The 12,029-nt window shown below is 36.3% G+C and carries 8 protein-coding genes and 1 other RNA gene; 8 read left to right on the forward strand and 1 reads right to left on the reverse strand.

All coding sequences use genetic code 11. From position 1 onward, the window contains the following. Positions 1–33: 33 nt before the first annotated feature. The 3 genes from ettA to ACFILD_RS03740 all read left to right on the forward strand — a co-directional run bounded on the left by ettA (position 34) and on the right by ACFILD_RS03740 (position 6,274). Positions 34–1,683, forward strand: coding sequence for an energy-dependent translational throttle protein EttA (gene ettA, locus ACFILD_RS03730; RefSeq protein ID WP_375643447.1), 1,650 nt, complete (start codon positions 34–36; stop codon positions 1,681–1,683). A gap of 674 nt (positions 1,684–2,357) precedes the next feature. Continuing rightward, complete coding sequence (locus tag ACFILD_RS03735) at positions 2,358–3,296, forward strand: methyltransferase domain-containing protein (RefSeq protein WP_273790792.1); 939 nt, start codon at positions 2,358–2,360, stop codon at positions 3,294–3,296. A gap of 2,600 nt (positions 3,297–5,896) precedes the next feature. Continuing rightward, on the forward strand, positions 5,897–6,274 hold the full coding sequence (locus ACFILD_RS03740) for a hypothetical protein (protein WP_375631184.1): 378 nt from the start codon (positions 5,897–5,899) through the stop codon (positions 6,272–6,274). Positions 6,275–6,380: 106 nt separating this feature from the next. On the opposite strand, the gene ACFILD_RS03745 is transcribed toward ACFILD_RS03740, so the two are convergent. Further along, positions 6,381–6,536 carry a hypothetical protein gene (locus tag ACFILD_RS03745; RefSeq protein ID WP_273790790.1) on the reverse strand — a complete coding sequence of 52 codons (156 nt, stop codon included), beginning with the start codon at positions 6,534–6,536 and terminating at the stop codon, positions 6,381–6,383. Between the two features lie 1,100 nt (positions 6,537–7,636). On the opposite strand from ACFILD_RS03745, the gene ACFILD_RS03750 reads away from it, so the two are divergent. The 5 genes from ACFILD_RS03750 (at position 7,637) to ACFILD_RS03770 (ending at position 12,026) form a co-directional block, all read left to right on the forward strand. Further along, positions 7,637–8,146: a lytic transglycosylase domain-containing protein gene (locus ACFILD_RS03750; protein ID WP_375631183.1), complete on the forward strand. Its 510-nt coding sequence runs from the start codon at positions 7,637–7,639 to the stop codon at positions 8,144–8,146. 83 nt (positions 8,147–8,229) lie between these two features. Further along, positions 8,230–8,620, forward strand: an RNA gene (gene rnpB / locus ACFILD_RS03755) — RNase P RNA component class A. Between the two features lie 264 nt (positions 8,621–8,884). After that, a complete protein-coding gene (rsmH, locus tag ACFILD_RS03760) occupies positions 8,885–9,883 on the forward strand; it encodes a 16S rRNA (cytosine(1402)-N(4))-methyltransferase RsmH (protein WP_273790788.1) in 999 nt (332 codons plus the stop codon). Continuing rightward, complete coding sequence (locus ACFILD_RS03765; RefSeq protein WP_273790787.1) at positions 9,880–10,284, forward strand: hypothetical protein; 405 nt, start codon at positions 9,880–9,882, stop codon at positions 10,282–10,284. The genes rsmH and ACFILD_RS03765 overlap by 4 nt, the downstream gene beginning before the upstream one ends. Then, entirely contained in the window at positions 10,284–12,026 is a 1,743-nt protein-coding gene (locus ACFILD_RS03770; protein ID WP_375658189.1) for a peptidoglycan D,D-transpeptidase FtsI family protein, read from the forward strand. Before ACFILD_RS03765 ends, ACFILD_RS03770 begins: the two co-directional genes overlap by 1 nt. Positions 12,027–12,029 lie beyond the last annotated feature (3 nt).

A 12,029-nucleotide genomic window follows, 5' to 3' on the forward strand; every position in this document is an offset into this window, starting at 1 on the left:
ATCTTTAATATCGCACAATATAAAGAGAAATTTATGGCACGTCAATTTATCTATCATATGGCTGGGCTTAACAAGTCTTACGGCAATAAAAAAGTTCTAGAAAATATTCATTTGTCTTTTTATCCAGATGCAAAGATCGGTATTTTAGGGCCAAATGGTGCGGGGAAGTCAACTATTTTACGTATTATGGCTGGGCTAGATAAGGAATATACGGGAGAAGCATGGATTTCTGAAGGAGCACGCTGTGGTTATCTACCACAAGAACCTTTGCTTGATGCGAGCAAAGATGTGCGTGGCAATGTAATGGAAGGTGTTGCAGATAAACAGGAAATTCTTGAGCGTTATAACGAATTGATGATGAATTATAGCGAGGAAACGGCTGATGAAAGTGCACAGCTTCAGGACATTATTGACAGTCAAAGTCTTTGGGATTTAGAAAGTCAAGTGGAAATGGCTATGGCTGCTCTTGGTTGTCCGCCAGCCGATGGGGATGTAACAAAACTTTCGGGTGGTGAGAAGCGGCGTGTTGCACTTTGTAAATTGCTTTTGTCAAAACCTGATTTATTACTTTTGGATGAACCGACAAACCATTTAGATGCTGAAACGACGGCTTGGCTTGAGAGGCATCTACGTGAATATCCAGGGGCTGTGCTTTTGATAACCCATGATCGTTATTTTCTCGACAATGTAACGGGTTGGATTTTAGAGTTAGATCGCGGTAGAGGTATTCCTTATGAGGGGAACTATTCTGCTTATTTGGGGGCTAAAGCCAAGCGTTTGGCTCAAGAAGGCCGTGAAGAGGCAGCGCGTCAACGTGCTTTATCACGTGAGCAAGAATGGATCGCTTCTAGTCCAAAGGGGCGACAAGCAAAGTCAAAAGCTCGGATTAAGGCTTATGATGAGTTGGTTCAAGCAGCCCGTGAGCGCCGTCCTGGAGAGGCACAAATCATTATTCCTATTGGAGAAAGATTAGGACAGGTTGTTATTGAGGTTGATAATCTCTCTAAAGCTTATGGTGAACGTGTATTGATTGATTCTCTTTCTTTTAAACTTCCTGCTGGTGGCATTGTCGGCGTTATTGGGGCCAATGGTATGGGAAAGTCGACCTTGTTTAAAATGTTGACGGGACAGGAACAGCCCGATTCAGGTCAAATACGTATCGGTGAAACAGTTCACATGAGTTATGTGGATCAGAGTCGCGATTCCTTGGTGGGGGATAAAACTGTTTGGGAGGAAATTTCTGGTGGAAATGACATTATTAAATTAGGTAAATATGAGATGAATAGCCGCGCTTATTGCGGGGCTTTTAATTTCAAGGGGGCAGATCAGCAGCAGAAGGTGGCAAATTTATCAGGAGGGCAGCGCAATCGCGTACATTTGGCGAAACTTCTAAAAGAGGGGGGGAATGTGCTTCTTCTTGATGAACCGACAAATGATCTTGATACTGAAACATTAGGTGCATTGGAAGATGCATTGGAAAATTTTGCTGGTTGTGCAGTTATCATATCGCATGATCGTATGTTTCTTGATCGATTGGCAACACATATTTTAGCCTTTGAAGGTGATGGTCATGTAGAATGGTTTGAAGGTAATTTTGCTGAATATGAGGCTGATAAAGTTCGTCGTCTTGGGGCGGAATCTCTTAATCCTAAGCATGCAAATTATAAACCTCTTACACGCTAGAAATTTTTTTCTTATCTCAACTTTGTTGGAATAATAGTGTACTTTATTGCGTTTGTTATTTCATAAATAAAGTGTGTGTACTCTGTGTAAGTTTTTATTCATTAAACAAAGAGTAAGAGACACTTTATGAAATTATGACCTAAATAGGGTTATTCTACTCATGATATATAACCGGTTATTGCTTGTAAAATTGAAATGAAAAGGAGGGGATGAAGAGTATAGTACTATTTCTACGAATGCTCTGGTCATTGAGCATTATTATCTTTACTTAATAAAAATGCAAGCTGGCACTATCATGTTATTTATTTTTTCTCAATGGTATGCAGTTCTTGTTTTGAGGTGGGTATAAAAGATATTTTTATCCATATGTCCCCTCCGTTTATGAGCTGTAAGAGAATGATTTGGATTGATTTATCATGAATAGATTTGAAATGAGAAAAATTTACGGTATTCCGGTTTTTTATTCAAGTTAACAATGAATGAATTATTATTATAAATCAATGCATTCTCATTATAACGAGCTGCAGGGAGATAAGATCTGTTCGTTTTTTACATTAGCCTATTTTTTTCATAGTATGATAAAATAGAGAGAACAAAATAGATGAGAATATGCGTTGTATGCTTGACTTTTTTTCCTATAAACAAATGTTTATAGGAATGTTTAGGGGATAATTATGCAAAAAAGTGCAAGTTTAGATGCAATGATTGTGCTGCTGAAAGCGGTCGCAGAAGTAAGCCATTTACGTGTTCTTACGCTCTTGCGTCATGAAGATTTAACAATTCCTGATTTTATTTTTATTCTTGATCAGTCGCAAGCGTGTATATCACGATATTTACGTTTCTTGTACGAAGCTCGATTGATTGAGCGTTATCAGAAGGGAGATAGCCTTTATTTTAAGCTTTGTCATGATTTTTGGGGTAAAGACATTGTGATGGGTGTTCTTTCGGCTTTGCCAAAGCATGATGTGTTGTTAGCGCATGATTTAGAACGTTTGAAGGATGTCAAAAAGCAGCGTCAAAAAACGAGGAAGAAGCATTTCTTACAAAATACGTTGCAATGGGATGTATTACGGTCATCCTATATGGCAGATCAGGGTGTAGAAAACGCTTTACTTGAAATCATTGGCGATAAACCATTTCAGACGATGCTGAATATTGGAAGAGGTGGAGGCTCTATCTTAAAATTGTTTTCTAATCTTTATACGCATGCGGTTGAAGTCGTGCTTGATAGCAATGTTTTGCACTTGTCTGTTGGAGATACAACTTTTGATTTAGTTATTCTTCATTGGGTTTTACATTTTCTTGAAAATCCTGAAATATTTCTTCATGAAATATCAAGAGTTTTGCGTCCTCATGGCCGTTTATTGATTGTGGATTTTGGTTATCATGAAATTGAGCCTTCATATTCCGATCAAGCGCATATGCGTCTTGGATTTTCGGCTTTACAAATAGAACAATGGCTTAAAAATGCGGGACTTGTTCTAGAACAAACGGTTTGTCTTACTCCTATACAAAATGAAAACAGTGAGGAGGGTATGGTTACGCTTTGGCTTGCTCGTGATCCGCGTTTATTGGTTGACGATATCAAAGATAAACAAGTAGATTTTGCATAAATCGCGTTTGTTAACGTGCTTTATTCTCTGATTTTTCTCAAGGAATAGCGTAGAGATAAAACTTTATTCAATCATTGATAAGCTATTGTTTTTTACATTTGTATTATGTTTTTATATGGGAGTATTGGTGTTTTATAGCGGCGTGTAGGCTGTATAATGAAAGCACCTTCTATAGAGTTAAGCCTATGAGGACATTATTTAAGGTGTCTTGATATCATATTTATGTTATTAGCCAATATATTGATTTTAAAAGATCATTGATTTTTTTAGACTCAATGAGAGGTTTGAATACAGGAATATTTTTTCATTTCAAATTTCCTGTTTCAGAATCCAAAAGAGTCTGTTTGTCTGTTACAAAAGAAGGTATTTATCTTAATGATACCGTTTGTAAAAGAAAATACATCTTTGCGGCTGCAATATGATATAATGCCGCACATATAATATAGTGATGGCTCATACCTTCATAAATGTCAGAGGTGGTGTGTCCAATAGTCTTAAAATATCTCTTTAAAACAGGTTCTTAGATAAGAAATGCCTTGGAACTTTTAGTGAGGAGTGCAAAAAGATGCTCTAAAAAGACGAAAAAGTAAAAAGGTGAGACAATGCATGATTTTCATTATTTAAAATACAGCGTTATGAGCGTGTTTGAAAGTCGTAAAGGCAAATGAAGGGGATGGTAAAGATAGCAATAGTTTTTTATCTTTGGGATTTTATGTTTCTTCCAAAATGAATGATGGCTTTTTAAGATTTCTCAAACAGACGTAAATATTTTTACTCTAATTGGGCATATAAAAGCTAGGATTTTTCACATGGCTCTCATTTTCTCTAATCTTTATTTCAAACATATTGTTATGTTTAGAGCAGGTGTTGATTTACAAGTAATAGAAAAAGTAAAAGCTTGGTAGATGACGCCATAAAATTACTCATAAATTGGTAATGATTGGAGTGATATTCTGAATTTTAAAAACATTTTGTACAACAACGGTTATAATAACGCATCTGGCTTTACGTTTATTTCTTCCTATAAGCATTCATATATGGTGTTCATCTATGTGTTTTGCATTATATTCATAAAAATAAGATCGGCGATGATCTATGGATAGTCCGTGGCTGAAAGTAGGAAAGAAAAGCGTGATATTACACTAAAGTTTCGTATCTCTTTATCATTGAGAAGTTATGAAGGTTATTAAATAAGTCCATTGTTCTTGCCAAACGTATTTTCTTTCTTTTTATGTTTGCCGCTCATCTTATGACGCAGTCCGTGGGTATAGCGTAAAATTGATAGGGCACCATCGTCTTTAGTTTAAATAAAAGTTGTAAGCCGGCATTATCGTTTTATGTTTTTTATCCATATGCTTCTTCTTGTGTGTAATGTGCGATAGTATGGCTATTCATTGATTCAATAGATGAAGATTGAAAATAAGGGAACCTTACGTTCTTGAGATCTCTCATGTAAATTGTAAATGATGAGTTATGATTGTAAATCAATGAATTGTTTACGTTAGAAGAACAGACTATACAATTTTTTATCACAGAAACTACTGTGTGTATTATTTTACGGGATCATTTAAATGATAGAGATTAAGAGAAAATGTCTGCATTGATTTCGGTTTGTTATGTTAAAATGCGTTAGAGACTGTTGGTTATTGTAAAATGATTTATCGTTATTTGGAATGACGATGGGGCGTGATTCGAAACAAATACCTTCAGAGTTCTCATTTTTTCATAAGATTAAGCAGTTTAAATTCTTCATTGATTTTTACATGAGGGATGTAACAATATTTTAATGATCATTTACAGCAATTTTTTATAAAAATAGATAAGATTTTATTTCTCTAATTTATTGTTTTATATGAATAATTCATAGATTTCTTGCAAGAAGATGTTTTTCATTCTTTACGGTTATTTGTGTAAGATTTTAAAAATCTACGTTTTTCTTTTTGTGGTGATTGCTGTTGGAAAAATGATTCTACTTTTACGTAGTTTGATTTTTATAGGGTGGATACGTAGAAATTACTGTTTTTTTTAAATTATGATCATCAGAGTTATGAAAGAAACTATTTAAAAGTTATAATGATCGTAGATTCTAATTGGTGCTTCTAGAAATAAAATTGCTTCAAATTGGGTCATTTTGAACTTTTTTTGCCTAAATTTAAACATTTTTAAATAATTTATAATTCTTTTATGTTTTTTTGCGTAGAAGATGATAAGAATTTCTTGTTGTTTAAAAAATTTTATTCCATAGCAAGAATATTGCATCGGCTATCTTAGTGGTTGATGTAAGAGGACAATCGGGGAACCTCCTCCCCCCCCCCGCGTGGATCCCCTAGATTGTCTGGCCTGACTGAGGATTTCCTCAGTCAGGCTTTTTGTAATTATTTTAGGAAATGTAAAGTGTTATTAGGGGGGAAGTGTAAGATCTGTTATTGTTTCGCCTATAGTACCTAAATACATAGAGGGGCGGGTCTTATTGGGCGGAGAGTGTTAGCGTATTCATTTTTAATAATTTGATTTTTCTTTATTGAGGCATTGTTGAATGCTATAAGGGGAATCATAAAAGGAATCTATGTTTGTATTCTGTGATCTTTAGGTAAGAGATAATGGGATCTTTTTCGCATCGTATTATTTTTATTTTATTCGTATTTTTTATTTTTGGCGCTGTCTTTTTTGCTTCTCGAAGTGGTGTTGTTTATCAGTTTTTTTCCGGTCGTTCTTCTTTTTCTTCTCAGAAGCTTGATGTAACAGAGGAGGAGTTGTTAGAGAGATTGTCCGTGTCTTTTCCAGATATTATCAAGCATCTTTCTAAGATGGACCCTCAACAGCAAGAGTTGTTTATTGCGCAGCTGCGTCGTGATGTAATTGCGCTTGCTGCTAAAAGTGGTCAGAGTCGTGAGCAGGCTCAAAAATCTGGTGAAACTGTTGCTATGGCTCTCTCAAAAGCGATTTCTCGTCCTTCCATTGCTAATGCTTATTTTTAGCTATTTTTTAATTGCGCTTTTGGGTTTTAAAGGAGAAAGAGCTTTTCGTGAAGTTTTGAAAAGTGCGAGGAGATAATCAATTTGTAAGATAATTAACAAATTTATCTTACTCAAAAGGTGTGCAGTCGGAGTATAACGGTAATGTTGCAATCATTACAGGAGAGATAGAAAATCTATCAAGGGTATTGGTCAAGTTAATTGCATTATCAATCGCTACAATGACAAAAGCAGTATTGACTATAATAAAATACGTTAATCGCATTTTATATGCCAGTTATTTTTTTATTTGATATGAGAAAATAAAATTTTTTAAAAGGATTTAAGCTTTCTTTGTTCTACGGATTTTAGGATATTTATCCACTTGTATGATTTCTGAAAATGAAGTGCAAGGCTGATAAGGTGATAGTCTGTGACAAAGAAAAAATATTTGAATGAAGGTGAGAGGTCTATTTTTATTTAAAAAGGCTTTGGGGGTATTGAGTTTTCTAACATTTTTCAAAAAAACAGACACAAGTAATTGTTAGGCTTTATTGTAGAGACAAAGACGGATGTAACTTCTTTAGTATATTGTTTTATAATGATAAATTATCATTATTATATTGAATAAGAATCTTAAGAATTGTAAAATTTTCTCATTTTAAATTTATCCATGGTGAAAAAATCAAAATTAGTTTCTAGTACACTACCAGTGGGAGGACTGTGTGGATAACAGCTCTTTTAAAAAGGAATTAAAAAGCTTCTTTGAGACATCTTGAGAGCTAAAAGTCTGTTGCAATATTTTGAATTGGTAAAGAGTATGATGGTTTTAGTATATTTATGAATTTTTTATGTGCGATAATGGGGGGATTTGTTTTGTGATTTGTTGAGGTTTTATCGGATATAAAGAGTGCTGTGGGGGGGGTATTAACCAGAGAGAAGCGTTGATAGCGGTTTATATTTTTATGAAACTTTCTTGATATTGAGCATCTTCGGTAAAAAGATGCTCTTGTCTCTCTTACTTTGTGGGATTGATCCCAATAAAAAAATTAATAATCTTATGTAAAAAATATTACATCTAGTTAAGATGCTATTTTTTTAATATAAAAATTAAGTGATACAATAGCGATAGCAGCAATTTATAGATTATATCATTTTATTTAATACGCTATAAGATTAACCATAGTTTCTTTATTTTTTTATTTTATGATATAGAGAAATCTATGATTTGTGAATAAAGAGATATTCTTTTGTTACATGATTTTATCTTGAAATTGTCTTACTCTTTCCTTTTTCAAGCCGTTCTTTTGCTTTCTTTTTTTGTATAATACGTTTGCAAATTACTTGCGGCTAGAATTTGAGAATGTTTGAGTGAAGAGAAAGAAAATGCAATTTTTGAAAATCTTGTTAAATACAGCGTGTGCTGTATTTTTTGTATTTGACATAAGTTGGACTCATAGTGTCTTAAATGTTTCGGAATCAGGAGAAGCCTCAGTGATTGTTGCTCCTAAGATTCCTGATCGCCCTTATGAGTTTCTTATTCAGAAACTTGCGAATAAATATAATGTTCCCGTTAATTTAGCACATGCTGTTGTAAAAGTTGAAAGTAATTATAAGGCAGGTATAAAGGGGGCTGCTGGCGAAATAGGTTTGATGCAAATTAAACCCTCTACGGCACGAGGGTTGGGCTTTAGTGGTTCTGTACAGGATTTGTACGATCCTGCGACCAATCTTGAATATGGTATGCGTTATTTGGCACGGGCGTATAAACTCAGTGGTGGAAGTACGTGTGGTACAATCCTTAAATATAACGCAGGTCATGCTGCAAAAAAAATGAATTCCATTTCGGCGAAATATTGCGCAAAAGTGAAAACTTATCTGGCTTCATTAAAATAAAAACATCTGTTGAGAGAGGTTTGTCATAAAATATTTTAAGATGCTATTTTCATTGAGCAGAAAATGTTTTATAAATTAATGCGTCAGTCGGCTGGGCAGCCGCGCTTGTCTGATGCTGAAATATGGCAGGTGAGGAAAGTCCGGGCTCCATGGAAAGACGGTGCCGGGTAACACCCGGCGGGGGTGACCCTAGGGAAAGTGCCACAGAAAGTAAACCGCCTATTTTTATAGGTAAGGGTGAAAGGGTGGAGTAAGAGCCCACCGCGCATTCAGTAATGAATGTGGCAAGGTAAACCCCACCGGGAGCAAGACCAAATAGAAATGACGTGCAAAATTTAATTTGCAGCCGATTTCCGGGCGAGTCATTCGGGTAGGTTGCACGAGGCGGATGGTAACATCCGTCCCAGATGAATGGTTGCCATGTAAAGTGTAAGCTTTACTCTACAGAACCCGGCTTATAGGCCGACTGATATTTCATGATGATACGCGATATTTTATAAGATCAATTATATATGATCTTTTATGGAGTCTATGTGTTTGAAATGGACACTTGAGCAAAGAGTGTTTTAAAAAATTATAACATTTCTTTAAGTATAATGCGTTAGGATCTGTTTTGGGATAACTTTAGTTTTTTCGTTCATTGTGATTAATATGAAAGTTGAAGGCTAGGTTATTCTAAGATCAGTTGCCATGAGAGAGCTGTTGATTTGAGACAGCATAACTTCAAGACGGATTATTTTGATAAATCAGGATCAAAGAGCTGAACGCCATATTCCAGTGTTGTTGCAGCCAGTTTTGACTGGGCTTATGCCATTGGTTGGAGCAAAAGTAATTGATGGCACCTTTGGTGCTGGTGGTTACACGCGCGCTTTGTTAAAGGCAGGGGCACAGGTGATCGCTCTTGATCGTGATCCTCATGCTATCAGTGCAGGACAATCGCTTGTTGAAGAATTTTTTCCACGTCTTCGTTTGGTCCATATGGCATTTTCACAGCTCGATCGTGTCGTTGAAGAGAAGGTGGATGCAGTTATTTTGGATATTGGTGTCTCTTCAATGCAGCTGGATGAAGCAGAAAGAGGTTTTTCTTTTCAAAAAGATGGTCCATTGGACATGCGAATGGCTCAGACTGGTTTTACAGCCAGCGATGTTGTCAATCATTTAAAAGCAAGGGATTTGGCACGTATTTTTAAGATATTAGGAGAAGAGCGTTATGCGGGGCGAATTGCACGGATGATTGAAAAGCGTCGTGTTGTACAGCCTTTTTTGCGTACAGGTGATTTGGCGTATGCTATCGAAGCGTTGATAGGACGTAAACCGGGAGATCGTATTCATCCAGCAACACGTGTATTTCAGGCTCTTCGTATCTATGTTAATGATGAAATTGGTGAATTGGCATGTGGTTTATTTGCTGCTGAACGCGTTTTAAAAGCTGGAGGCCGTTTGGGGGTTGTCAGTTTTCATTCTCTTGAAGATCGTATGGTCAAAAGATTTTTTTCGGCTCGTTCTGGAGAATGTATGAGATCACGCTATCTGCCTGAAATGAAGGCTGCTCCAGCAACATTTTTTCCTTTGTTTAAAGGTGGGATCACGGCAACTAAAGAGGAGTTACAGAAAAATCCTCGTTCACGTTCTGCGAGGTTGCGTATTGGTGTACGGACTGAAGCAGAGGCTCTTGCAGCAGATATGAAATTATTTGGTTTAGCAGAGATTGCCAGTTTTGAAGGCAGCAAAAAATGACAGTTTTTCGTACATTTGATATGATTTTAGTGTTGATTATGATTTGTATGGCAGGACTTACTTATAAGGTAAAATATGATGTTCAAAAACGAATGAACGAAGTTCTTCATCTTGAGCATGAAATTGCTGCAGCAAAAAATACGGTAAGTTTGCTTCATGCTGAGTGGGCTGTGATGATAAGGCCTTCACGCATGCAAAAACTTGCGAAACGTTATCAGAAAGAACTTGGGTTAGAGGTTATACAGCCGCGTCAAATCGTGGAGTTTAAAGACATTCCGGTACAGGTACATGATCAAATTGAAGAAGTGATTAAACAAAATATCTTGGAAGATAATCAGGATATTTTGACAAATAATCGAGCTTCTCAGATCAATAGTGTTGTCCAAAAAGGCGCGCAGTAATGAAATCGACTTTTTTATTCTCACAGAAGAAAAAGCGTTTAAAGAATTCGTTGAATAATCATAATGTTTCTGTTCGTCGTCCCTATTCTAGTCGTCCACGTTTGCTTTTTTCGTTGTTCTGCTTTTTAATTTTATATGGAATCATGGGGGCTTGCCTTATTTCTTATGGGTTGGAAGGTGGACAGATTGAAGAAGCAAAGGGGCCAGGAATACTTCAATTGATGGCACGGCCTGATATCGTTGATCGTAATGGTCGTTTATTGGCAACAGATATTAAAACTTATTCACTTTTTGCTGAGCCACGGCGTATTATTGATGTGGATGAAACAATTGAATTGCTCTCAACAGTTTTGCCTGATCTTAATTGGCAGGAAACCTATAAGCGCTTAAAAAGAAAATCTGGTTTTTCTTGGATACAGCGTGGGTTAACACCAATGCAGAAGACGCAAATTATGGCTCTTGGTATACCAGGAATTGGTTTTCGGACTGAAATTCGTCGTTTTTATCCTGATGGACCTGTAACTTCTCATATTCTCGGTATGGTGAATGTTGATAATCAGGGCATTGCAGGTATGGAAAAATACATTGATGATGCGGGGCTGAGTGCTTTGCGTGCCGCTGGTCTTGCCATGGAAGAATCATTAAAACAAGTTCAGCTTTCGATTGATGTGCGTGTTCAGTCAATTGTTCATGATGAACTTATTCAGGCTATGAAGCGTTATAAGGCAATTGCTGCAGGAGCTGTTATTTTAAATATACATACGGGGGAAGTTTTGGCTTTGGCATCACTACCAGACTTTGATCCTGGAAATCCTGTTGAAGCTTTAAAAAGTGATCGTCTCAATCGGATGACGGCAGGAGCTTTTGAAATGGGATCGATCATTAAAAGTTTTACGACCGCTATGGCTCTTGATTCCGATATTTTTCATTTAAACAGTATTATTGATGCTTCAAAGCCAATAAAAGCAAGTAGTGGCTATACTATTCATGATTTTCATGGAAAAAATCGACCCTTAACGTTATGGGAGGTTTTTATTTATTCTTCTAATATTGGTTCTGCTAAAGAGGCGTTGGCGATAGGGATTGATAAACATCGTGGTTTTTTGCAAAAACTTGGATTACTGGATCGTCTCACAACAGAGTTGCCTGAAGTTGCCCACCCTATTGTGCCAAATCATTGGAAGGATATCCATTCTATGACGATTTCTTTTGGGCATGGTATGGCAACAACACCCTTGCAAACAGCTGTCGGGGCTGCTGCTTTAATGAATGGTGGTTGGTTAATTGCTCCGACATTTTTAAAACGGCCAAAAGAACAAACTTTGCACCATGCAAAACGGGTTTTGCAGGCTAAAACAAGTCAAAATATGCGTTACCTTTATAAATTAAATAGTGATATTGGTTCTGGACGTAATGCAAAAGTTGAAGGTTATCGTGTAGGTGGTAAGACAGGAACAGCTGAAAAAGTTGAAAATGGAAAATATTCTAAAACAAAAAATTTTAATAGTTTTCTTGCTGCTTTTCCTATTGAGGATCCTGCTTATGTTGTTTTAACAATTATTGATGAACCAAAGCCTGCTGAGGGACAGCGTTCAGCAACAGCGGGGATGAATGCTGGACCAATGCTTGCTAATATTGTTCGTCGCACAGCTAGTTTTCTTGGTGTAAAACCCGATTTTAAAAAAGAATATGAGCCTCTTTTAAGTAAAAAGAGCAATTCAAGTTTCGTTAAACAACGGTAAAAT

Source organism: Bartonella sp. CL162QHHD, assembly GCF_042195435.1.
Classification (GTDB): domain Bacteria; phylum Pseudomonadota; class Alphaproteobacteria; order Rhizobiales; family Rhizobiaceae; genus Bartonella.

Coding starts and splice junctions, on each gene's coding strand:
- ettA (WP_375643447.1), top strand. CDS start 34: ATGGCACGTCAATTTATCTATCATATGGCTGGGCTTAACAAGTCTTAC.
- ACFILD_RS03735 (WP_273790792.1), top strand. CDS start 2,358: ATGCAAAAAAGTGCAAGTTTAGATGCAATGATTGTGCTGCTGAAAGCG.
- ACFILD_RS03740 (WP_375631184.1), top strand. CDS start 5,897: ATGGGATCTTTTTCGCATCGTATTATTTTTATTTTATTCGTATTTTTT.
- ACFILD_RS03745 (WP_273790790.1), bottom strand. CDS start 6,536: ATGCGATTAACGTATTTTATTATAGTCAATACTGCTTTTGTCATTGTA.
- ACFILD_RS03750 (WP_375631183.1), top strand. CDS start 7,637: ATGCAATTTTTGAAAATCTTGTTAAATACAGCGTGTGCTGTATTTTTT.
- ACFILD_RS03765 (WP_273790787.1), top strand. CDS start 9,880: ATGACAGTTTTTCGTACATTTGATATGATTTTAGTGTTGATTATGATT.
- ACFILD_RS03770 (WP_375658189.1), top strand. CDS start 10,284: ATGAAATCGACTTTTTTATTCTCACAGAAGAAAAAGCGTTTAAAGAAT.